The organism is Rhodococcus sp. UFZ-B548, assembly GCF_903819475.1.
Classification (GTDB): Bacteria; Actinomycetota; Actinomycetes; order Mycobacteriales; family Mycobacteriaceae; genus Rhodococcus_F; species Rhodococcus_F erythropolis.
The window spans coordinates 54,623-76,776 of record NZ_CAIJDS010000015.1 but is presented as its reverse complement, the minus strand read 5'-3'; the positions used below and the strand labels follow the sequence as shown (position 1 = coordinate 76,776).

25 protein-coding genes are annotated in these 22,154 nt (G+C 62.2%); 14 read left to right on the top strand and 11 right to left on the bottom strand.

The window, feature by feature from the left end; translation table 11 throughout:
- The first annotated feature begins 29 nt into the window (after window positions 1-29).
- Window positions 30-1,070 carry an NAD(P)-dependent alcohol dehydrogenase gene (locus tag H7C86_RS15335; RefSeq protein ID WP_019744429.1) on the top strand — a complete coding sequence of 347 codons (1,041 nt, stop codon included), beginning with the start codon at window positions 30-32 and terminating at the stop codon, window positions 1,068-1,070.
- Window positions 1,071-1,107: 37 nt separating this feature from the next.
- On the opposite strand, the gene H7C86_RS15330 is transcribed toward H7C86_RS15335, so the two are convergent.
- Both H7C86_RS15330 and H7C86_RS15325 read right to left on the bottom strand, forming a co-directional pair.
- Window positions 1,108-1,902, bottom strand: coding sequence for an RNA polymerase sigma factor SigF (locus H7C86_RS15330; RefSeq protein WP_020906739.1), 795 nt, complete (start codon window positions 1,900-1,902; stop codon window positions 1,108-1,110).
- A complete protein-coding gene (locus tag H7C86_RS15325) occupies window positions 1,899-2,330 on the bottom strand; it encodes an anti-sigma factor (RefSeq protein ID WP_020968899.1) in 432 nt (143 codons plus the stop codon). Before H7C86_RS15325 ends, H7C86_RS15330 begins: the two co-directional genes overlap by 4 nt.
- 391 nt (window positions 2,331-2,721) lie before the next feature.
- Here H7C86_RS15325 and H7C86_RS15320 point away from each other — a divergent pair, with 391 nt between their 5' ends.
- Window positions 2,722-3,165: an STAS domain-containing protein gene (locus tag H7C86_RS15320; protein WP_020968900.1), complete on the top strand. Its 444-nt coding sequence runs from the start codon at window positions 2,722-2,724 to the stop codon at window positions 3,163-3,165.
- Between the two features lie 70 nt (window positions 3,166-3,235).
- On the opposite strand, the gene H7C86_RS15315 is transcribed toward H7C86_RS15320, so the two are convergent.
- Window positions 3,236-4,504, bottom strand: a complete 1,269-nt coding sequence (locus tag H7C86_RS15315; RefSeq protein WP_020906742.1) for a glycosyltransferase — start codon at window positions 4,502-4,504, stop codon at window positions 3,236-3,238.
- A gap of 120 nt (window positions 4,505-4,624) precedes the next feature.
- On the opposite strand from H7C86_RS15315, the gene H7C86_RS15310 reads away from it, so the two are divergent.
- Window positions 4,625-5,038 (top strand): DUF6292 family protein, encoded by a 414-nt coding sequence (locus H7C86_RS15310; protein ID WP_182261776.1) that lies wholly within the window; start codon window positions 4,625-4,627, stop codon window positions 5,036-5,038.
- A gap of 22 nt (window positions 5,039-5,060) precedes the next feature.
- Here H7C86_RS15310 and H7C86_RS15305 read toward each other — a convergent pair whose 3' ends face one another.
- Window positions 5,061-5,630 (bottom strand): DUF2231 domain-containing protein, encoded by a 570-nt coding sequence (locus tag H7C86_RS15305; RefSeq protein WP_084325131.1) that lies wholly within the window; start codon window positions 5,628-5,630, stop codon window positions 5,061-5,063.
- Window positions 5,631-5,744: 114 nt separating this feature from the next.
- Between H7C86_RS15305 and H7C86_RS15300 the strand changes: the two genes are divergently transcribed.
- A complete protein-coding gene (locus H7C86_RS15300; RefSeq protein ID WP_020968904.1) occupies window positions 5,745-5,966 on the top strand; it encodes a hypothetical protein in 222 nt (73 codons plus the stop codon).
- Window positions 5,967-5,982: 16 nt separating this feature from the next.
- On the opposite strand, the gene H7C86_RS15295 is transcribed toward H7C86_RS15300, so the two are convergent.
- Window positions 5,983-6,837 carry a polyphosphate kinase 2 family protein gene (locus H7C86_RS15295; protein ID WP_019744420.1) on the bottom strand — a complete coding sequence of 285 codons (855 nt, stop codon included), beginning with the start codon at window positions 6,835-6,837 and terminating at the stop codon, window positions 5,983-5,985.
- Between the two features lie 57 nt (window positions 6,838-6,894).
- Window positions 6,895-7,629 carry a TetR/AcrR family transcriptional regulator gene (locus H7C86_RS15290; protein ID WP_003941527.1) on the bottom strand — a complete coding sequence of 245 codons (735 nt, stop codon included), beginning with the start codon at window positions 7,627-7,629 and terminating at the stop codon, window positions 6,895-6,897.
- Window positions 7,630-7,799: 170 nt separating this feature from the next.
- Here H7C86_RS15290 and H7C86_RS15285 point away from each other — a divergent pair, with 170 nt between their 5' ends.
- The 5 genes from H7C86_RS15285 (at window position 7,800) to H7C86_RS15265 (ending at window position 12,103) form a co-directional block, all read left to right on the top strand.
- Complete coding sequence (locus H7C86_RS15285) at window positions 7,800-9,080, top strand: DUF445 domain-containing protein (RefSeq protein ID WP_046378191.1); 1,281 nt, start codon at window positions 7,800-7,802, stop codon at window positions 9,078-9,080.
- 103 nt (window positions 9,081-9,183) lie between these two features.
- Window positions 9,184-9,690, top strand: coding sequence for a helix-turn-helix domain-containing protein (locus tag H7C86_RS15280; protein ID WP_019744418.1), 507 nt, complete (start codon window positions 9,184-9,186; stop codon window positions 9,688-9,690).
- Window positions 9,683-10,510, top strand: coding sequence for a heparin-binding hemagglutinin (locus tag H7C86_RS15275; RefSeq protein ID WP_182261775.1), 828 nt, complete (start codon window positions 9,683-9,685; stop codon window positions 10,508-10,510). The genes H7C86_RS15280 and H7C86_RS15275 overlap by 8 nt, the downstream gene beginning before the upstream one ends.
- A 96-nt stretch (window positions 10,511-10,606) precedes the next feature.
- Window positions 10,607-10,903 carry a DUF2516 family protein gene (locus H7C86_RS15270; RefSeq protein WP_003941505.1) on the top strand — a complete coding sequence of 99 codons (297 nt, stop codon included), beginning with the start codon at window positions 10,607-10,609 and terminating at the stop codon, window positions 10,901-10,903.
- A 168-nt stretch (window positions 10,904-11,071) separates the two neighbouring features.
- Window positions 11,072-12,103, top strand: a complete 1,032-nt coding sequence (locus H7C86_RS15265; protein ID WP_021333908.1) for an alpha/beta fold hydrolase — start codon at window positions 11,072-11,074, stop codon at window positions 12,101-12,103.
- Window positions 12,104-12,115: 12 nt separating this feature from the next.
- Here H7C86_RS15265 and purU read toward each other — a convergent pair whose 3' ends face one another.
- Entirely contained in the window at window positions 12,116-13,003 is an 888-nt protein-coding gene (purU, locus tag H7C86_RS15260; protein ID WP_003941509.1) for a formyltetrahydrofolate deformylase, read from the bottom strand.
- 64 nt (window positions 13,004-13,067) lie between these two features.
- Between purU and deoC the strand changes: the two genes are divergently transcribed.
- Entirely contained in the window at window positions 13,068-13,733 is a 666-nt protein-coding gene (deoC, locus tag H7C86_RS15255; protein ID WP_024488037.1) for a deoxyribose-phosphate aldolase, read from the top strand.
- Here deoC and H7C86_RS15250 read toward each other — a convergent pair.
- Window positions 13,730-14,500 carry a DUF2993 domain-containing protein gene (locus H7C86_RS15250; protein ID WP_029254824.1) on the bottom strand — a complete coding sequence of 257 codons (771 nt, stop codon included), beginning with the start codon at window positions 14,498-14,500 and terminating at the stop codon, window positions 13,730-13,732. The two genes, deoC and H7C86_RS15250, sit on opposite strands and share 4 nt — an antisense overlap.
- A 127-nt stretch (window positions 14,501-14,627) precedes the next feature.
- On the opposite strand from H7C86_RS15250, the gene H7C86_RS15245 reads away from it, so the two are divergent.
- The 3 genes from H7C86_RS15245 (at window position 14,628) to H7C86_RS15235 (ending at window position 19,072) form a co-directional block, all read left to right on the top strand.
- Window positions 14,628-15,206, top strand: a complete 579-nt coding sequence (locus tag H7C86_RS15245) for a hypothetical protein (RefSeq protein WP_097387666.1) — start codon at window positions 14,628-14,630, stop codon at window positions 15,204-15,206.
- A 311-nt stretch (window positions 15,207-15,517) separates the two neighbouring features.
- Window positions 15,518-16,948 (top strand): Ig-like domain-containing protein, encoded by a 1,431-nt coding sequence (locus tag H7C86_RS15240; protein WP_259349132.1) that lies wholly within the window; start codon window positions 15,518-15,520, stop codon window positions 16,946-16,948.
- An 81-nt stretch (window positions 16,949-17,029) separates the two neighbouring features.
- On the top strand, window positions 17,030-19,072 hold the full coding sequence (locus H7C86_RS15235) for an Ig-like domain-containing protein (protein WP_182261773.1): 2,043 nt from the start codon (window positions 17,030-17,032) through the stop codon (window positions 19,070-19,072).
- Between the two features lie 70 nt (window positions 19,073-19,142).
- Here the strand turns inward: H7C86_RS15235 and H7C86_RS15230 are convergent, their stop codons facing one another.
- From H7C86_RS15230 to H7C86_RS15220, 3 genes are all read right to left on the bottom strand, one after another.
- On the bottom strand, window positions 19,143-19,931 hold the full coding sequence (locus H7C86_RS15230; RefSeq protein ID WP_182261772.1) for a class I SAM-dependent methyltransferase: 789 nt from the start codon (window positions 19,929-19,931) through the stop codon (window positions 19,143-19,145).
- Between the two features lie 7 nt (window positions 19,932-19,938).
- Window positions 19,939-20,439 carry a DUF2505 domain-containing protein gene (locus H7C86_RS15225; protein ID WP_019744409.1) on the bottom strand — a complete coding sequence of 167 codons (501 nt, stop codon included), beginning with the start codon at window positions 20,437-20,439 and terminating at the stop codon, window positions 19,939-19,941.
- Window positions 20,440-20,515: 76 nt separating this feature from the next.
- Window positions 20,516-21,013: a DUF2505 domain-containing protein gene (locus H7C86_RS15220; protein WP_134999257.1), complete on the bottom strand. Its 498-nt coding sequence runs from the start codon at window positions 21,011-21,013 to the stop codon at window positions 20,516-20,518.
- 74 nt (window positions 21,014-21,087) lie between these two features.
- On the opposite strand from H7C86_RS15220, the gene H7C86_RS15215 reads away from it, so the two are divergent.
- On the top strand, window positions 21,088-22,131 hold the full coding sequence (locus H7C86_RS15215; RefSeq protein ID WP_047268936.1) for a UDP-N-acetylmuramate dehydrogenase: 1,044 nt from the start codon (window positions 21,088-21,090) through the stop codon (window positions 22,129-22,131).
- Window positions 22,132-22,154: the final 23 nt, after the last annotated feature.

Genomic DNA, 22,154 nt, shown 5'->3' with positions numbered 1-22,154 from the left:
TCCCTCCATGCACGGGTAGGCATGTGTGCATGGTTACTGCTGCTGCTTACGCCGCGACGTCCGCTGACGGTCCGCTCGAGAAGACCACCGTCGAACGCCGCGAGCTCGGTCCACTGGACATTCTCATCGACATCAAATTTGCCGGCATCTGCCACTCCGACATCCACACCGCTCGCAACGAGTGGGGCGGAGCCAAGTACCCGATCGTCCCCGGACACGAAATCGCCGGTGTCGTCGCCGCCGTGGGTTCGGACGTCACCAAGCACAAAGTCGGCGACCGCGTGGGCGTCGGCTGCTTCGTCGACTCCTGCGGAGAGTGCGACGCCTGCCTGGCCGGCGAAGAGCAGTACTGCCGCAAGGGTGTGACCGGTACATACAACGCCACCGGACGCGACGGCGAGCGCACTCAGGGTGGCTACTCGACGCACATCGTCGTCACCGAGCATTTTGTTCTCTCGATCCCCGAGGGCATCGAACTCGACGTTGCCGCGCCGCTGCTGTGCGCCGGCATCACCTTGTACTCACCGCTGCGGCACTGGAATGCCGGCCCCGGCAAGAAGGTCGCCATCATCGGGTTCGGCGGCCTCGGTCACGTCGGTGTGAAGATCGCCAAGGCGCTCGGCGCGGAAGTTACCGTCCTGAGCCAGACGCTCGGCAAGAAGGAAGACGGCCTTCGTCTCGGTGCCGATCACTACTACGCGACCAATGACCGTGAGACGTTCAAGGCTCTTCGCGGCGAGTTCGACCTGATCCTCAACACGGTCTCGGTCAATCTCGATATCGACGCCTACATGTCCTTGCTCGCCATCAACGGCACTCTCGTCGAACTGGGCCTGCCGGAGAAGCCGATCGAAGTTCGAGCATTCTCGCTCGCCGCAAACCGTCGTAGCCTCGCCGGCTCCATGGTGGGCGGCATCCCGCAGACACAGGAGATGCTCGACTTCTGCGCCGAGCACGGCATCGGCGCAGAAATCGAACTGATTCCGGCGAGCGACATCAACGACGCTTACGAGCGCGTGATCAAGAGCGACGTTCGATACCGATTCGTGATCGACACCGCAACAATCTGACCCGCTCGGTCCCGCTCAGTCGAGTTGCTCGCGGAGCTCAGTCGAGTTGCTCGCGAAGATTACTCAAGGTCTTCGCGAGCAATCTCGACACGTGCATCTGGGACACACCGACCTTCTCGGCGATCTGTGTCTGCGTCAGGTTTCCGAAGAATCTGAGCATCAACACCGTCCTCTCTCGCTCGGGAAGCTTGTCGAGAAGTGGACGTAATGCCTCGTGATTCTCGACGTTCTCGAGTGCGGCGTCGTAGTCACCGAGTGTTTCCACGAGCGGAAGATCGTCGGTGTGATTGGACGCGGCACCATCGACCGAGACGGTCTGGTACGCGTTGCCGGCGATCAACGCCTGGGCAACTTCTTCACGTTCGATCCCCAACGTCTCGGCCAACTCGTCGACGGTCGGCGCGTGCCCGAGTTGTTGTGACAGCTCGCTGATGGCTTGCCCGAGTTGGAAGTGCAACTCCTTCATCCGGCGTGGAACCCGCAATGCCCAACCGGTGTCGCGGAAGTGCCGTCGAACTTCGCCCATCACGGTGGGAACCGCGAACGAGACGAAATCGGATCCGCGCGTGGAATCGAAACGGTCGACGGCGTTGACCAGACCGAGGCGCGCCACCTGAACCAGATCGTCGTGTGCCTCGCCGCGCCCGTCGAATCGTCTGGCGATGTGTTCGGCCAACGGTAGGCACCTGGTGATCAGTGCGGTGCGCACTCGTTCGTACTCCGGACTGTGGGGCTCGAGGGTCCGCATTTCCTCGAAAACGGGTATGACGTCCCGATATTCGTCGGTGGACCGCCGGCGCGGGCGTGACGGGCCGTCTGCGGAAGCGGTCACAGGCGCCCGCTGAGGGCCTTGGTGAACTTCATGGTCGTGATGTAGCCGACGCCGCCGAGGTTCTCTTCCTGGTCGAGCGAAATCGAATCGGTGAGTTCGGTGAGGATGTGCCACCCGAACGATCGCTGAGTGCTGTCCTCGTACTCCGTGGTTGTCGTCGATACGGATACGTGCAGTTGCGGGGGAGTGAACACGAACCGACACACCAGAACCGAATCAGGCGCAGCACGAACAATCAGATGCGTACAGATTTCGTCCATGGCCAGTTTGATGTCGGCGATGGCGTCGAGGTCGAAGTTTTCCTGAATGGCAACAGTGGCGGCCAGTGCACGCAAAATCGACAGCTGATCGAGAGTCGCTTGAATCCTCAACTCCACAACTGGCTGAGTCTGATCCTGATCGGGCTCGAGTGCGCTGAGGTGTGCCATAAGTTCTCCGGATCGTCGTACCAGGGGTCGCGGTGAAGTCTGGTGCCGAGAACGATACCCATCTCGACCTTCACAGTGACCCCCGAACACGAAATTTGGTCGATGGTGGTGCCGGGGTAAACGACACGATTCTGCTCACGACCGTTGGCGATCGCAACATCGGATTACCTCGCGGAACCGCAGGCCAAACCACATTTTTGTTCGGAACACCGAAACGAATGGTCGCAACGCACTTGTGACGCCGGTCATGCTGGCGTACTGTTTCAAACCGAGGTTGAGCACACAGCCGATGAGGGATTTATCCGTAATTCTGGAGACCCGTTCATCGTGCGGCTCCTTCGGAGGTCCCTTCTCTTTTGCAGAGTGTAAACCGTTGCGGGATGGGAGAACCATGACTGTTGTTCCAGGATCATCTATTTCAGGCTTTACGAACGCGGCGAAGGGATCGGTAGATTACGGACCTCCCGCGACCGGGACAGCGACCGCATCGTTTCACGCGCACCGCATCAGTGCACATACCGCTGTGATCCACGTTCGTGGCGAGATCGACCTGATGAGCGCCAATGCTTTTCGTGACTTCTTGACGTACCACGTTGCCGCGGACCGGACGCTGGTTGTCGATCTCTCCGAACTCGAATTCATGGGGACGTGCGGCTTGTCCGTGTTGTCGGTCCTGTCGACGCGATCACGCGACGTGGGCGGCACACTCGCGCTCGTCTGCGCCCGCCCGGTTCAGAGGCTACTCAAAGCAGCTGGTCAGGAGTCGATGTTTGCCTGCTACGAGTCGCTGGATCATGCAATCGGACTCGAAGAGACCCGACGTTTCCCGGCTTGATACCGCCCTTTCGCCGATAGTTTCGAGTCACCCCAGTTCTGAGAAATCAGCTTCGTAGAGCCCGTCAGCGTCAGTGCACTTCACTTCGGTGAGTGCCCTTGTGTTGGCGGGCTCTCGGCGGTGCTGTGACGCAGCGGCCGTAGGTTCGGACCACCTCGGTGGCGACGTGATCCCATGAATACGATTCGCACGCTCGGGCCCGACTCTGCCGTGCAAACGCCGCGCCCTCGTCTTCGTCGTCCAGAAGATGCCGGACCGCGCGCGCGGTTTCCACGGGGCTGTTCACCGGCACCCGACGCCCCGTGAGTCCGTCGATTACCGTATCCCGCAGTCCGCCAACAGGAGTCGCGACTACAGGAACTCCGCATGCCATCGCTTCCAGCGCCGCGATTCCGAAAGGTTCGTATCTGGGGGTGCATACGAGGGCGTCGGCCGACCGCATCAGTTTCGGTAGTTGGCGGTGCGGAACGCGTCCCAACAATTGGACTCGATCTGCGACGCCGAGCCGCTCGGCGAGCTTGACCAAGCGGATCGCAACCTCGTCGGTGCTCAGTTGCGCGACGGGTGGCCCGCCGATCACCACCAACTCCGTGTCCGGCAGTGAAGCCAGCGCGGCGACGGCAACATCGAAGCCCTTCTGCTCCACCAGCCTTCCGACGCAGATCAATCGGTGCGGCGCGGTCTTCTTCGCGGCGGGTCCCTCCGGGGTGAACGCTTCGGTATCGACGCCCGAGGGCACCATCGTGGTCCGTGATCGTGGTGATCCCTGCCGAACCAGATCGAAGATTTCGTCCGAACTTGTCGCGATGACATGGGTTGCGCCCCTGGCGATCAATGGTTCCAGGTGAGTCCGCTCCGATGGGCTGTCGTCGGCTGCTCCGAGGTGTCGGTGCGCCGCAGATCCCAGGGAATGGAATGTCTGGAGTACGGGGATGCCGAGTGAGCGGGTCGCGAGTTCCGTTGCCACACCAGACATCCAGAAGTGCGAGTGCACCACATCGGGTCGGTCGGTACTCCACTGAGCGCGCAGAATGCTGGCAAAGGTGCCCAGGTGGGGGAGTATTTCGGCGTCCGGGAGAGCGTGTGTCGGGCCGGCTTCGAGATAGTCGACGGAGTACCCGGCGCGGGCGCGAACGCGGTCCGGTCCACCGACGTGTGCCCGCCTGGTGAAGACGGTGACATCGTGTCCGGCGCGAACCAGGGCCGCGGACAGTTCGTCGACGTGCAGGTTCTGTGCACCGGCTGCCGAGCAGCCCACCGGTGCGAGTGGATCGGCGTTCACCGACACCATGGAGATCTTCAGCATTCGTCCGGGAGCCATAGCGGGCGAGTACTTCATCGGGTCCCCTCTCCACTTGATCGGTTCGTCTGGGGATACCCGGAGTCCGTGATCTGAACCGGGTTTCGGCGCGGTCAGCGCTGGGCACATTCCAAACACGATGGCGAGGAGTGAGGTTCGATGACAGAACAAATGCTGGTCGACGCAACCGTCGGACTCGGGTTCGAGCGGTACGTACAACGGGTGGCGGTCGGCGTGGGGGCCGGCATAGAGCAATGGTGTTGCAGGCGCGAGCATCCTCTGGAGGCCTACATCGCGTTGGATCGAACTGTGCCGCGTTTCCCTGGGCGTGAGGTGGCGTTGCTGTGGGAGGAGACGTGCGGTTGGGCCCTGGCCGTGGAGACTCGTTCAGGGGAGGACCTCATCGTTCTCGGATATCTGGGCGAACACGCAGTGCCGACCCCGGACGCCGTCGCCGACTTTGCCGCGACACTGGGCACGCGCAGCCCGCACTGGGTCATGAACAGGCCACTGGCGGATTCGGACGAGACCGCGCGAGAACTACGGAGCTACTCCGGAAGTGCTTACGTCTGAATAGTATTGAGGTCCGATCAGCTCAGTTGACCACGTCCAGGATGGGATCGAGAACCGGAGTCGCTGCAGCCTCGACGGCAGGATCGTCCATGAGTTTGAAAACGATGTGACCGCCGAGCGCGCCACCGACACCGACCGCGGTGAGCCCCAGCACCGACAGAACTCGCGCCAGCGCGAGTGAATCCTTGCCGCGTAGCCTGTACGACGCGGCAAAAGACCAGATCCCCACAGCATTCGATGCGGCGTGCACCAGGCCCACACGGCGTGCGACGTCGCCACGTTCGGACCAGTCCAGCCAGCCTGTCAGCAAAGCCGGCGGCGTCGAGACCAGTCCGAGCCCGATCAACCGTCGTGCAGTCTGCGGATCGCCTGACACGTCGAAGATCAGCGAAGCCGTCCACGCGCCCGCGGGAATGGTCACGAGGGCGGGATGGATGGGATGCCCGACGAGGGCGCCGCGCAGAAGTGCGGCGACAGTACGCGATCTGTCGGATCGCTCGGTGATCTCGAGGATTCTGTGTCTGATGCCAGTGGACGGACCGTCCAGTCCGCGCGCCGATTCGATTCCGCGGTAAAGAGTTCCGATGTCCATGCAATTCGGCTACCCGGCGTAGACGTCGGGAAACCTCACGACAGGAGTGTCTTGTCGACCGTCATGCTCCGGCGTACGGTCGAAACGAAAGAGATCCGACCGGAGGAGCGAACGATGAAGCTCAATCTCTTTGCAGCGTGGGCGTCGTATTTCCTGGTGCTGGCCACAGTTGTCTGTCTCGGCAGCTTTCTCGTGGCCGCCGGTTCAGGGCACGGTGGTTGGGCGTTGATTGCCGGGCTCGCCGGCGTCGCGTCCATCGGACTGGCGGTTGCCCTGTACACCAGCACCGTTCATCACGACCACAAAGTGCACCGCGAATCCCCACACCTGTTCTGATCAGGACTGCTTCTGATCAGGACTGTGCCAGTCGCGCTTTCTCCGCCTCGATGTCGAAGTTGGCAGGCGGCCAGTCGAGATCGAGCTTTTCCAGAGCGTCGATCAGTAGCTCCGTGACCGCAATTCGGCTGTACCACTTCCGATCACACGGCACGACGTACCACGGCGCGTGCTCGGTCGACGTCTTGTCGAGCATTGCCTGATACGCCTGTTGATATGCAGGCCACAAACCGCGTTCGGTCACATCACCCGGGTTGTACTTCCAGTACTTGTCCGGGCGGTCGAGCCGCTCTTCGAGCCGCTTCTTCTGCTCGTCGAGCGAGACGAACATCGCCACCTTCACGATGGTGGTTCCGGCGTCGACGAGTTCCTTCTCGAACTGGTTGATCTCGTCGTAGCGCGCGCTCCAGACATCCTCAGGGACAAGATCGTGGACACGCACGACCAGGACGTCCTCGTAGTGGGAGCGATCGAACACACCGAGATAGCCGCCGCGGGGGAGTTCCTTCTTGATCCGCCAGAGGTAGTGATGTTGCTTTTCCTCTTCGGTCGGGACGCCGAAGGCCGCGTGCTGAACTCCCGAAGGATCCACGTGACCGATCACGTGTCGGACCATGCCACCCTTGCCCGCGGTGTCCATTCCTTGCAGGACCAGCAGGATGGAACGGCTGTCCCCGGACCTGCCGTTGGCGTAGAGCAACTCCTGCAGGTCGGACAGGACCGCGCCGCGCTCCTCGAGTAGACGTTCGCCGTCAGCTTTGTTTCCGGTGAATCCCGGAGTGCTGTTGCGATCGAGTTGATCGAGTTCGAACCCGGGCTCCGCCCGCAGTGTCTTGGCGGCCGGTGTTTCCCACAGCGAGTCTTGTGCCATGCCGAAAGAGTGCCACAGGATCGACCCCTGTGGCTCGAAAGTTCGGTCTCGGGCGAGTCAGTCCTCGGCAGGCTTGACGAGGGGATGCGGAACCGACTTGAACTTGGCCGGTGATCCGTTGACCGCAGCAATGCCAGTGATGCCGCCCCACGTCATCATGGTGAGGTAGTCGATCAGCGATTCTGCGGACATCGACTTGTTGGAGATCCACCAGTGCGTCGCGAGCTGAATTCCGCCGACGATCCCGAACGCCCACGGCAGGGAACCGCCGGAATCCATCTCCATCTCGCGAAGACGATTGCCCAACACCGTGGAGAGCAATTCGGCGATCATGCGCTCGGAATCGGCAACGACGTCGCGGTTGGCGCCGGCGCCGTTGGCCATGACGTAGAGGTAGATGTCGGGGTCGGACGCCACCGTCTCGACGTACGCGGTGATGCTGGCCTGGGTGAGTTCGAAATCGTCGAGATCGCCGCTGATCGCTTCGTAGATGCGCGGCGACAGGATGGTCTCGACGTACCGCATCATCGTGGCGGTGGTGAGGTCGCTCTTGTCGGCGAAGTACCGGTAGAGCACGGTCTTGGACACACCGATCTCGGAGGCGATCTCGTCCATGCCGATCTCACGGCCGCGTGCCCGGATAGCGGCAATGGTGCCGTCGACGAGTTCCTCGCGGCGAGCGATCTTGTGTTCGCGCCACCGACGCTTGCGACCGTCGGATTTCTCGGGCTTCGCATCAGCAACGACTGGGCCGTCTACCTGCTCGTTGTCCTGCACGGCATTCTTGGCCACGAGTCATCTCATATCTGTGGTGCGAGCCACGTCCGATCGGTCTACTTTCTGGTCCAGCTTAATGTCCGTGCCTTTATCTCGGGCACTCACATCCGCGGTTCGGGGGATTAAGTCCTAGCGAATCGGACATCGTGTCGCTCGCGCTACGCCGCGTCACACCTTTCGGCACAATGGCGAGGGTGCAGCAACTGAGCCTCTCCGCCTTCGACGACGCCGCCAAGCGTCGGGACCTTCGCAAGATGAAAGTCTTCGCCACTGGCCTCCTCGGCTTCGCGACGGTGGTCTACATCTTCTGCCGGTGGCAGGAATCCCGCGGCGCCGGAGAGTGGGTCGGGTACGTCCGGGCTGCGTCCGAGGCGGGCATGGTCGGCGCGCTTGCCGACTGGTTTGCCGTCACCGCGCTCTTCCGTCATCCGATGGGGCTTCCCATCCCGCACACTGCCATCATCAAGCGTAAGAAAGACCAGCTCGGAGCCAGTTTGAGCTCGTTCGTCGGTCAGAACTTCCTGGCTCCCGAGGTTGTGTCGGCCAAGGTGCAGCAGGCGCAGATTCCGCTCCGCCTCGGTACGTGGATGGCTGAACCTGCCAATGCCGCTCGCGTCGCCGCCGAGACGTCGACGGTATTGCGCGGGATGGTCGAGGTTCTTCGCGACGAGGACATTGCCCAGATCATCGACAACACGATCGTGAAGCGGCTGGCCGAGCCCATGTGGGGACCGCCGATCGGCCGAGTGCTCGGGGAGTTGCTCAAGGACAACAAGCAACTGCCGATCATCGAATTGCTTGCCGAGCGCGCGCATCAGTGGGCACTCGGCAGCCAGGAGACGATCGACCGTGTGATCGTTCGCGATTCGCCGGCGTGGTCGCCGAAATTCGTCGACGCGATGCTGGGGGAGAAGATCTACAAGGAACTCGTCGAGTTCACCTGGAAGGTCCGTTCCAACCCGGAACACGAGGTACGTCTCGCTGCCAACCGCTTCCTGATCGATTTCGCCGATGATCTGCAGAACGACCCGGAGACCATCAAGAAGGCCGAAGGGATCAAGGCGGAGATCATGGGCCGCGAGGAAGTGACGGGTCTGGCGTCCTCGACGTGGCAGGTCGCCAAGCGCCTCATCATGGAGTCGGTCGACGATCCGAACAGCACCCTGCGGACCAAGGTCGCCGAGAACGTGGCCGGCTTCGGAATCAGGCTGCGAGACGACGAATCCATGCGTGAGAAGGTCGACGGCTGGCTGGTGCAGGGCACCAAGTACATCGCGGAGAACTACACCGACGAGATCACCGGAGTCATCAGTGACACGGTCGAGCGGTGGGATGCCGACGAAGCGAGCCAGAAGATCGAGCTGCAGGTCGGTCGAGATCTTCAGTTCATCCGTATCAACGGCACCGTTGTCGGCTCGATCGCCGGGCTGCTGATCTACACGATTTCGACGCTCATCTTCGGCTGAGCTGTCCGGTATGTGACGTCCACCACGAGTGCTAGCAGTAGTGCTTGCAATAGTTAGCACCCTCTCCTATCCTGGGAAATGTCCACTGGAAAGGGAGGACGCAATGCCAGCGAAGTCGACGAACTCCGATGACGGAGATCGTGAATTATCCGGTGCCGCAGCCGGAGCAAGCGACTTGGCAGCTCGCGTCGTCAGCTCTGCGGCACACGACATCGGGGGGTTCATTCGTGCACAGCGGGAAGCCGCCCAAGTTTCGATGCGCCAACTTGCTCAACTCGCCGGCGTCAGCAATCCGTATCTGAGTCAGATCGAACGCGGATTGCGTAAACCGTCGGCAGACGTACTGGCGCAAATTGCCAAGGGTCTTCGGGTCTCATCAGAAGTCCTGTACGTCCAAGCGGGATATCTCGAACAACGCCCGCACAGTCCCATCAGGGACGCGGTGTTGGCCGAGACGGCCATCAACGAACGGCAGAAGCAAGTACTGCTCGAAATCTACGACTCGTTCTGTCGCGAGAACGAGTCGTCCAGACCAGCCGCAGCGCCCGATTTCGCTGAATCGGCCGCAATTCCAGACACCGAGACTTCACTAGGAGAACAAGATGACTGACAAGAACGCCATCGACAGCGTCAAGACCTCGCTCTACGCTGCTGTCGGCGCAGGCGACCTGGTTGTCCAGGCCGTGGCCGATGTAGTCGCTCAGGTTCGTGAGCGCGCCGAGAACACCCAGGGTGACGTCAACGGCCGTGTCGACGGTGCCCGCGAGAAGCTCGCTTCCGTTCAGGGTGACGTTGCCGAGAGCGTCGAGGCACTGCGCGAGCGTCTCGCCGGCCTGCCGTCCGAGCTGCCCGAAGAGCTCGCCGAGCTGCGAGAGAAGTTCGCACCCGAGGAACTCCGCAAGGTCGCCGAGGCATACCTCAAGGTTGCCGGCGATCTGTACAACTCCCTCGCAGAGCGCGGCGAAGACGCAGTCGAGCGCATCCGCAAGCAGCCCGCAGTCGAAGAGGGCATCGCTGCTGCAGAGTCGGCACTCGGCGACGCCGTCGAGCTGACCGAAGACGCACTCGGAACCGTTGCTCGTCAGACGCGCGCCGTGGGCGAGCAGGCTGCCAAGCTGGCCGGCCGCGCTGCCGGACGCATCTCCGACACCGCAGAAGAGGTCGGCGAGAAGATCGCTGACGCCGGCGAGAAGATCGCCGACGCAGGCGACGAGGCAGCACTGAAGGTCCTCGACCTCGGTGACCAGGCAGACGAGGCTTCCAAGGAAGCTGCCGATCGCGTGACCGCTGCCGCTTCCGACGTCCAGGAGCGCGCGACCACCGCCGCCAAGAAGGCTGCTCCGGCCAAGGCTGCTCCGGCAAAGGCTGCTCCGGCCAAGGCCACCGCGCCGGCTCCGGCCAAGAAGGCTGCTCCGGCCAAGAAGGCCTGATTTTGCCCAGCTCCACCTGACGAAGGCTCCCGCGCTCAGCCGAGTGTGGGAGCCTTCGTGTTCGTCGGGAACCGGATGAGAACTTAGGATGTAGTTGTGACTCAAGTCGATGGGCTAGTCGGTCTGATCTTTCTCGCACTGAAAGTGCTCGCGTTGGTGGGTGCTGTCTACGCGATCGTTCATGCCGTCAGGCAGCGTCCGGACGCCTTTACCGCGGTCAACAAATTGACCAAGCCGATCTGGCTCGGAATTCTGATCGTTGCGGCGTTGATCCTGCTGGCGACATCCCCTGTCGGTCTCCTGGGCATCATCGCGGTTGTTGCAGTGTGTGTATATCTCGTCGACGTTCGACCGCGCGTGGACGATATCCAGCATGGCGGTTCCCGCTGGTAGGGGGCCGCGGTTTCTGCTCATTCGGTGACGCGGTTCCAGGTCACCGTGTGTTGCCCCACTCTTCGCTCCAACGCTGACAACGCGCGTTGTTCGAGTGATAGTGTCGGTTAACGGCAGTCACACATAGATTGCATCCGTCTGTCGTCAGCAGCAGTCAGGGGTAAATGTATGTCCAGTCGTTCGCGCACCACAGAGCTTCGAGTACTGGCAGGCGCCGTCGGAGTGGGAGCACTCGTCGCGGCAGTCGCTGGGATCCGTCATCGGCGATCCACGCGCGGGTTGACTCTTTCGAGCGACGTCGAGCCCAACGCACTCCTGAAGACTCCGACGCTCAAAGCTGATATCAGCGAACTGACCACCGACGACGGTGCGATCATCAATGTCCGGGCTTACGGTCCCGTCGACGGCGATCCGATCGTTCTCAGTCACGGCTGGACGTGCTCAACCGAATTCTGGTACCCGCAGGTCAATGCGCTTGCCGGTGAATATCGCGTCATCACCTACGATCAGCGCGGTCACGGACGCAGCACCGTCGGTAATCTTCCGCTCGGCCCGGACGTCCTCGCCGACGACCTTTCTGCCGTGCTGGCAGCCACGGTTCGCGAGGACAAGAAGGCGGTCATCGTCGGTCACAGCATGGGCGGGATGAGCATCATCGCCTGGGCTGGTCGTCACCCCGACGAGGTCAAGAAGTACGCGTCGGCGGTCATGCTCGCGAGCACCGCGAGTGAAAGGTTGATCGCCGAGACCACGGTCATCCCACTGCCCAATCGCTTTCCTCGGGTGCCGGTCCCCGTGGGCCGCGCCATCCTCAGTTCGCCCGTTCCGTTTGTCTCCTCGGGCGCCATGACGAAGGCGATCCAGTACGTCTCGATGTCACCGAACGCGACCAAGGCCGAGATTCAGTTCTGCGAGAACATCGTTCGTGAGTGCAAGCCGCGTATTCGTGGCGGTTGGGGAGCAGCGCTGAGCACCCTCGACATTCACGAGGGACTCGACAATCTCGAAGTGCCGACCACCGTGCTCGTCGGTTCGCTCGATCGGCTCACTCCGCCGGTCCATGCGCGCAAGCTTGCGCAGGTCCTCGACGACGCCGGCAACCTCGAACGGTTGATCGTGTTGCCGGGCGTCGGTCACATGTCGTCGATCGAGAACATCGACGAGTTCGACAAGGAAATCGTGCGACTGCGCAATCTCTAGCGCAACGCAGCTCTAGCTGAAGACGACCGTCTTGCGCCCGTGGACCAGAACCCGATCCTCGAGGTGCCAGCGCAGTCCGCGTGAGAGCACGAGCTTTTCGATGTCTCGACCCTGGCGGACCATGTCGGCGACATCGTCGGCGTGGTCGACGCGGATCACGTCCTGCTCGATGATCGGACCGGCATCGAGTTCGGCGGTCACGTAGTGGCAGGTGGCGCCGATCAACTTCACGCCGCGGGCGAACGCCTGGTGATAGGGGCGGGCACCGATGAACGACGGCAAGAAGCTGTGGTGGATGTTGATCGCGCGGCCGGCCCAGTGCTCGCACAGTGATTCGGGAAGCACCTGCATGAAGCGTGCAAGAACCACGGCGTCGGGGTTGTGGGCGTCGACCAGGGCGCGGACCTTCTCGAAGGACGGTCCCCGTTCGGCCGGGTCCTTGGCGAACGGAACGTGGTGGAAGTCGATCCCGTGGCGCTCGGTGACACTGCGCAGGTCCTCGTGATTTCCGATGACGGCGCTGATCTCTGCCGGAAGTTCTCCGCCCGCGGCGCGGCCCAGGAGGTCATGCAAGCAGTGACCTTCCTTGCTCACGAGCAGCACGATCTTCTTGGGTGCGCCGGAGTCGTGAAGAGTCCACTCGGTTTCCGGACCGATCTCGGCCGCAACAGCTTTGAACCGTTCACGAAGCTCGTCGATGCTCATGCTCACAGACGACGCACGGACCGCCTGACGCGTGAAGAACCATCCGGTGTCGGCATCGGCGTGGTATGCGGCCTCCACGATCCATCCACCGACGTCGGTGAGAAAGGTCGAGATGCGTGCGACGATGCCCGTGGTGTCGGGGCAGCCGAGGGACAGAACATAGCGACGATCGTCGATCGAAGGTGCAGCGGTCATGCGGCCTAGTCTCTCAGGTGCGGCTGCGGCGACGGTCGCGTGGTGGTGTGCCAAGCTTTCCATCATGTCTGAAGCTGCACTCACTCGTTCCCAGGTTGCCGCGATGGTGGACCACACTCTCCTCAAACCCGAAGCCACCGCGGCCGATGTGACCGCCCTGATCGACGAGGCACGCAGCCTCGGTGTGCTGGCCGTCTGTGTCTCGCCGTCGATGTTGCCGATACGCGCCGACGGACTGGTGACGGCGGCCGTCGTCGGATTCCCGTCGGGGAAGCATCATTCACTGGTCAAGGGTGCCGAGGCGCGACTGGCCGTCGATCAGGGCGCAGCCGAGATCGACATGGTCATCGACGTGGGAGCGGCGGTCGCGGGCGACTACAGCGCTGTGCTCGCAGACATCCTCACCGTCCGTGAGGCGATGGGGGAGAGTGCGATCCTCAAAGTGATTCTCGAAACCGCTGCCCTGTCCGACGAGGCCATCGTCGAATGCTGCCGCGCAGCCGTGCGTGCCGGGGCGAACTTCGTCAAGACCTCCACCGGCTTCCACCCCGCGGGTGGGGCGACGGTCGAGGCCGTCGAACTGATGGCACGCACGGTCGGCCCAGGCGTGGGAGTCAAGGCCAGTGGCGGAATACGTACGACGCAGGCCGCACTCGACATGATTGCGGCCGGCGCCACCCGTCTCGGATTGTCCGGAACCCGAGCAGTATTGGACGGTCTGACCGACTAGGTCAGCAGGCCGCAGCTGTCCGGCACCGCCGAGGCGTTCTGGTTGTTCGCGTCGGCGACGGGCATGGCGTAAGCGCCGCCCTCCAGTGAGATCTGGATTGCGTCGTCGGTGACGGTCAGCTTGGTGGGCTTCATGTCCAGCGGGTACGTCTGCAGGCTGTCGGTGAGTGTCTGGACGATGCCGTCGACCAGGTCTGTCGGCAGACCCAATCCGAGAATCTCGGCGCCGACGGTCTGAACGTCGACCACGCCGTTGGTGACGGTGGGCTTGACCGTGAGCTTGGCGAGCCCGACCGGTCCGACGTCGAACGCGAGTGTTCCGGCGCTCGAGTCGGCGGTGACGCCGGAGACGAGCCCACCGAAGGTCTGCTCCTGCAAGGTGGCGAGAATGCCTGCGGTAGACCAGGTGACGTCGGCGCTGGAGCTGCCGATGGTGCCGCTGTTACCCGCCGAGGGCTGCAAGTTGATGTCGTTCACCTTCGCATGAACCTGCATTCCCGTTGCGGGGCCGAACGAAGAGTCGTCACTGTCGATGCTGATGTACGGCACCTTCTTGTCGACTGCCTGCAGGAGTACGGGCTTCCAGCTCAACCCGACGTCGACCTGGGATCCCAGTTCGCTCTGGAACTGATCGGCCATGCAGGTCTTCACCTGGTTGCGTACGTACAGTTCTCCACCGACGAGTGCCGCCACGAGCACGGCGATCACCACGAGAAGGATGACGAGCACTCGGTTGCGCGGACGAGGGTTGTTCGCTGCGACAGTCATTCGCCAGATTCTTCCCGACGAGTCTGAACGAACTCTGTGAATACGCACTTCCTCATTCCTGTGATGCGCGACACAGTCGCCCGTAGTCTGTTCGAAACGGCGTTTTCGACGGTCACCGGAGGTGGTCATGGCTTCGGACTACGAATCACTCGAGCTGCTTGCGCTGCGACAGTGTGGATTTGTCACGGCTCTCCAAGCGTCCGAACTGGGTTTCGGTCTGGCGTTGATGGAGGAGATGACGGAATCCGGAACATGGACATGTGAGTGCCGCGGACTCTTTCGCCTCGAACGCGTCAGGCATACTGCCTTGGACGAATTTGCGAAGTGGTGCACGTGGTTCGCCGGTAGCGCCACCGTCTCGCATTACAGCGCCGCAGATCTACATGGCCTCGGGCACCTGCAACCTCGCTTCATTCATCTCTCGACAGCGCACCCACTCGCGGCGCCGACCCGCCAAGTCGCCCTGCACCGACTGCCGCTCGCGGACGACGAGTGCGAACAGATTGGACCCATCCGCATCACCACGCCTTTGCGCACCGTGCACGACCTCGCATCCGGTGGAATTTCTCAAGTTCTGCTCAACGAAGTAGTCGCCGATGCGGTAGCGATAGGTCGACTCGACGCGCACGAGTTGTATCTCTCGTGTGAAAACGCGAGCATCGACGTTGCCGTCCGAGTGGAGTTGGCGCTCGCCGCAAGCCTGTAGTCGAGATTGATTTTCTATGCTTCTGCGACCTTCTGGCATCACGTTCGAAATCGAATATGACACCAATATCAGAGATTTGAAATGCGCTACTTCGGGGCGAATATTCTGACTTCAGTCCAGGTGGAGCGATATCTGGACCAGTACTTCGGGACTTTCGACCCATGATCGCTGCAGCTTGGTGATGTCGGCGATGAACTAATTCGGTAAAAAGCGTAGTTACTTTACAGTCAATGGGATAACGTCACGGCATCAAAAGCAGACGGACGCTCGTCCTGGACGGCTGTCTGCTCCCGTGTGCGAGAGGGATGTGGATGTCCGTGAGTGGTGTTCGTCGTGTTGTCGGTGGTTTGAGTGTGTTTGCTGTTTCTGCGGGTTTTGCCGTGGTTGCGGGTGTCGGGGTTGCTGGTGCGGCTCCGGTGACGGCGGAGTTCAATTCCGATGGGTACAAGGTGACTCGGACGATCAGTAACGGCACGCCGGCCGAGGGTGATGTGATCACGTCGAAGACGGTGTTCAAGCGAACTGCCGCGGTTCACAATCTGTATGCGGTGCGCGATTTTCATCCGGCGTGTATGACGTATGTCGATGGTTCGGCGACGGTGAACGGTAGTGCGTTCCGTGTCAACGAGGTGGCTACTGATTCTGTTCGGTTGAGTGCGGGTGCTACGGAGTGGCCGATGTGGGGCGGTGACGTCAAGACGTTCGAATTCCAGTATCGCGTCGGCGCGGATTGTGCTCGTGGTACCAATTTGTCGACGACGGTGCATTTCGACGGGACGGTGTTCGTTGACGACACGACGAATGGTCGTGGCCCGTCGATCAATGTTCAGAAGAACGTCTCGACGACGGCCGTGTCACCGGTCAGTGGCGCTCAGGTGGGGCAGCCGGTGACGTTGAGTGCGACGGTGACCGGTGGTGCCGACGGTGATTCGGTGGAGTTCTTCGACGCAGGTTCCAAGATCGGTGCGGGCGCGCTCGCCAATGGTGTTGCAACACTTGCCTGGACACCGACCACCCGTGGAGATCACTCGATCACAGCGAAGTTCGCCGACACGGCGCGTGCCGTCGGTTCCGCTTCGGCAGCGCTGATCGTGAACGTTTCGCAGGCCGATGCTCAGTCCAGTACGACGCTGGCGCCGATCTCGGGCGCGCAGGTCGGCAAGTCGACCACTCTCAAAGCGACTGTATCCGCGTCGGGCACCGGTGGAACGGTCACGTTCAAGGTCGGCGGCACGGTGCTCGCTTCGGTGCCGGTGGCAGGCAACGGTGAAGCGACCTACGCCTGGGTTCCGACGGTTGCCGGTGCGCAGACCGTCGAGGCTGTGTTCGCCGGCAGATCCGGCGTCACCGGGTCGAGTACCACCGCGAATGTGACAGTCGCCGAACAGCCCGCCGGAACAACTAGCTCCACAACAGATCTCAGCGTAGTAGCGGGCCAGGTCGGCGTTGCACAGACGATCTCCGCTCAGATCAGTCCTGCAAATGCCGGTGGCACAGTCACCTTCAAGGACGGCGAGACCGTCATCGGCACGGCTACGGTCGATTCATCCGGAAAGGCCAGCCTTTCGTGGAAGCCCGCAACTCAGGGTCAGCGAATTGTCGCGGCGGAGTACTCGGGCGCCGGCACGGTGACGGCATCCTCCGATCAGGTCTCCGTCCAGATCGCCGCACCGGTCGACGGTGAAGAACCAGGCAACGGCACCGGTTCGCTCGGCAGCCTCGGCAACATCTTCGGCTCCTAGCAATCGATACCCGGTGATGCCCCGCCCGCTTCAGGTGGTGGGGCATCACCCATATCCCTCACTTCTCGAGAAGGAAAATCTATGTCTGTAGGTTCTGCACGTCGTGCAGTTGCAGGTTTGAGTGTGTTTGCTGTTGCTGCGGGGTTCGCGGTGGTGGCGGGTGTCGGGGTTGCTGGTGCGGCTCCGGAGACACCGGGTTCGTTGACGTGGAATGCGAACAACTACGAATACACGCGGACGATCAGCAATGTGACTCCCTCCGAGGGCGAGACGATCACCGTGAAGACTGTGTTCAAGCGGAAGAACATCGTCGTGGATTACCTGTATGCGATCAAGGATGTTCATCCGACATGTCTGACGTACGTCGAGGGTTCGGCGAAGGTGAATGGTTCGACGCGGAGTGTCGAGTCCAAGGGTGCTGATTTTGTTCGTGTGAAAGGGTCACTGACAGAGTGGCCGCTGTACAACAACGACTCGAAGACTTTCGAGTTCAAGTACACGGTGGGCGCGGATTGTGCGCGTGAGGTGCCGTTGGATACTTCGGTGCATTACAACGCGTCAGTGACGAGTTCCGATTTCCAGAACAAGGGCCCGGCGGTGACGGTGTCGAAGAACATTTCGGCGACGACGCTGTCACCGGTCAGTGGCGCTCAGGTGGGGCAGCCGGTGACGTTGAGTGCGACGGTGACCGGTGGTGCCGACGGTGATTCGGTGGAGTTCTTCGACGCAGGTTCCAAGATCGGTGCGGGCGCGCTCGCCAATGGTGTTGCAACACTTGCCTGGACACCGGCTGACGTCCGAACCCACAGCGTGACGGCCAAGTACCTCGGTAATGCAAAGGTGGCGACCTCCACGTCGTCAGCTGTCGACGTCGTCGTGTCCGAAGCGGACAAGAGCACTGCAACCGCGATCACCGGTCCCGCAAGTGCAGTTGCAGGTGAGTCCGTGACCGTCGAGGCTACGGTGTCGCCTACTCCGGCGGGTGGCACGGTGCAGTTCAAAGACGGTGCAACCGACCTCGGCGGCGCTTTTGCGGTCGACGCCAACGGCAAGGCGTCACTGGCGAATTCCTATGCAGAAGGCGCACATTCGATCGTGGCGGTGTACTCCGGTTCCGGTGTCTACCAGACTTCGACGTCGGCGCCGCATGCGCTGACAGTCGCTCCGGTGGTGGTCGAGGAGAACACAACGACCACCCTCGTCGGCCCGTCGACGGCGTCGACCGGTGAGGCATTGTCGTTCACTGCCTCTGTCTCGACCGGTGTTGCAGGTGGCACCGTGCAGTTCAAGGAAAGTGGCAGGGATCTGGGCTCCCCGGTTCCCGTGGACGCAACCGGAAAAGCGACAACCACGCCGATCTTCAACGTGGCGGGTGAGTACAGCATCACCGCAGTGTTCTCGGGTTCGGGTAACTACCTGGGCTCGACATCGAACGCCCAGACCGTGAACGTCAAGGCGCCGGCTCCCACCGACCAGCAGACCCAGACGGTCTTGACCGTTCCGGCGGATGCAAAAACCGGTACGGCAGTTGGTCTGTCCGTAACCGTCACGCCGACGCCGGTGGGCGGCACAGTGCAGTTCAAGGACGGCTCGGGCAATCTCGGCTCGCCGGTGCCGGTCGTCGAGGGCAAGGCGTCGATCATGCACGAGTTCGCGAGCGTCGGTACTCACGACATCACGGCCGTCTACTCGGGTGCAACAGGATTCCTCACCTCTACCTCGGCCGCTCACTCGGTTTCGGTCACGGCTCCGGCCGCGGAGGATCAGGAAACGTCCATCACCGTGAGCGCTCCGGCGTCAGCGGTCAAGGGCGCGAAGGTTGATCTCGTTGCGGCAGTGGCACCTACGCTCAGCGCAGGAACCGTTCAGTTCATGGACGGAACCACCCCGATCGGTGGACCGGTTGCGGTAGTGAACGGCAAGGCCACGCTCTCGCACACCTTCACCGAACTCGGTGATCGCCGAATCACCGCGGTGTTCAGCGGAACCGACGGCTACCTCGGTTCCGAGACCCAGACTGCAGTCACCGTCAAGATCACGGCAGAGTCCGACGGCGGAGAGCCCGGCAACGGCGGCAGTTCGACAGGTTCGCTGGGAAGCCTGGAAAACATCTTCGGGTCCTAGCTCGACGCCTGCACACAGACGCCTCGCCGCAGAGACAACTTCTGCGGCGAGGCGTTTCCCGTCTGCGAGTTCAGGGGTTCGGCGCTACGACATGCCATGGCACCGTCAGGATGCAGTCGCGAAGACGTCGTCGCGCGGGCTGCACGGGAATTCCTTGCGCCCGAAGAAATTCCAATGCGGCAGCCCAGCGATGTCGAGGTCCGAAGGAGGCGTGCGGCGCGGCAGTTGCCCAGGCTCGATCGGCAGCGCTGAGCAGTGCATGGATCGGCTCGCCCGGAACGTTGCGGTGGATGAGAGCCTTCGGGAGACGTTCCGCGATGTCGGAAGGGCGATCGATGTCGAAGGGATCCCAGGCCAGTGTCAGGGTCAAGGGACGATCGGCGTCGAGAAGCACCCAGGCGCAACGCCTTCCGAGCTCGTCGCAGGTTCCGTCGAGTAGCAGTCCGCCGGGGGCGAGGCCGGACTGAATGTGCGCCCACGCAGAGTCCACGGCGTCTTCCGGATACTGCCGGAGGACGTTGAAGGCGCGTACGAAAACGGGTGTGAGACCGGCCAGTTCGAATCCGCCACGGGCGAAGCTGACACCGTCACGACTCTCGACTACGCGAGCCGGGTCGATCTCGAGCCCGATGACGCGTCGATCCCGCCGGACAGCGGTGAGGCGGCTTGCCATCTCGAAGGTGGTGTCCGGCCTCGCCCCGTACCCGAGGTCGACGATCAACGGATCGGCCGCGTTGTTCAGGGCGTGCGCGATAGTGCGGTTGTGGACGATCCACCGGTCACTTCGTCGCAGTCTGTTGATCCCCGTCGTGCCACGGGTGATGACCCCCTCGATCTTCGGGGGTGGAGCCTTCTTCACGTCGGCTTCAGCGTGCGGCGAGCCAGGTCGCGGTGACCTGGGCTTCGGTGCGGAACAGATCGACGAGGTTGATGAGCATGAGCTGTTCCAACTTCGCGCCGATGAACGGTATGAAGACCTTCGCCTCGGACGTGGTTCGCAGCGTGGACCCGGTATCGGTCGCGAACAACTCCATGGTGCCGGACAGATTCCCCGGCCCGGCCGGGATGGACGCTTCGTACGTTCCGGTCACGGTGTCGCCGAAGGCGCCGTACGACTCCTTGCGCGTGATGACCAGATCCTTCTTCATCACCGTCTGAGCAATGTCCGGCAAATCGGTGCGCGGGAGAATGTGGTGCAGCACGAGATCGATTCCGGAATCGGTGACCTCGAAATGTTCCACATGGTTCTCGGAATGCTTGCGCATCTCCTCGACGCGGGCCTCCCAGTACGAGCGGTCCGCCAGTGCCGCGTAGACCTGCTCGGGGGAGTGCTGATAGCGGGCGGAGTAGTCGATGCGGCGAGCCATGATCGGAAAGAATACCTGTTACGCGCTGTGACAAGCCAAATTGGCCGTATCCACAACTATCGCCGCCCGCAGGATTTTACTTAGCGATCCACTCCCGGGTGAAGTCCTGTTCGGCCTGGATGAGCCGGACAACCTCGTCGACGATCGCGCTTTCGATCTTTCCGCCGAGGAACGGGATCTTGACCTCGACCTCACCCTCGATTTCGAGAGTGGCGGAGTTCTCGTCGCCAGTCAGGACCTGCGTGCCCTCGATACGGGCGGGAACACCGTCGACGTGGGCGGAGAAGGTGCCAGTGGCCTTGCCGTCCTTGAAAGGAGCCATCGTCTCACTGCGCTTGATGACGATGTCGCCGTTGACGACCTTCGACACCATGCTCGGGAGATGCTCGGCGGCAATGATCTGCGACATCGTGACCGCGACGGTCTCGTCGCGAACGGTCAGCTCTTCGATCGTTGCGCCGGGACCACCGACAGCGACGATTCGGTCGCGCCAGTACTGCTCGGAGGTCACCGCCTCATGGACCTTCTCGGCGGGGACTGTGTACTTCGACGAATGCTCGATGCGACGGCTCACGATTGTGGAGGCTACCGTTTATCGATGTGTGGGACGTAACCATTGGCAGACGCGTCGTGGAATCAGGCGCTTTCGTGTCCGAGAACGTTGACTTGTCGGGATTGACGACGCTCCGAATCGGGGGACCGGCGCGGCTGCTCGCCGAATGTCCGACGACGCAGTCGTTGATCGACGTCGTGACGCTGCTCGATCGCGAGCAGATCCCGACGCTGATTCTCGCCGGCGGATCCAATCTCGTGATCTCCGACTCGGGATTCGACGGAGTTGTCGTTCGTGTGGCCAACACCACCGTGAGCCTCGACACGGACCGCGTCGTCGCCGAAGCGGGCGCGGTGTGGGACGAAGTAGTCGGTCAATCGGTCGCCGCGGAACTGGGTGGCCTCGAGTGCCTGTCCGGGATTCCGGGCTCGACCGGTGCGACGCCGGTGCAGAATGTCGGCGCGTACGGCGTCGAGGTGGGCTCGCGGCTCCGGCAGGTTCAATTGCTCGACCGACGCAGTGGCGAAGTGTCGTGGGTCGAACCGTCGAAACTCGAATTGGGTTACCGGTCGAGCGTTCTCAAGCATTCCGATGCAGCAGTGGTTCTCGCCGTCGAATTCGATGCGTCGACCGACGGACTGAGTGCCCCGCTCGCGTACCGCGAACTGTTCACCGCACTCGGGGCCGAAGAAGGCGAGCGGTTACCTGCGTCGCAGGTCCGCGAGGCAGTTCTGGGTCTTCGGACGGGTAAGGCGATGGTGCTCGATCCGTACGACCACGACACTTGGAGCGCGGGTTCCTTCTTCACCAACCCCGTGGTGCCGGACGACAAGCTGCCCGCTGTGCTCGGAGCAATAACCGAACAGCTCGGAGACGTCACCGTGCCGCAGTTCCCGGGCAGTGGTGGAACCAAGCTCTCGGCCGGATGGTTGATCGAACGGGCCGGATTCTCGAAGGGTTATCCCGGTGAAGATGCACCGGCCAGGCTGTCGACGAAACACACCTTGGCGTTGACCAACAGAGGGTCGGCAACGAGCGCGGATGTGGTCTCGCTCGCGCGGACAGTGCGCGACGGCGTCGAAGCCGCGTTCGGTGTCCACCTGGAACCGGAACCGGTAACTGTGGGCTGCACCATCTGATTCCTGACGGAGCCCGCAGGTAG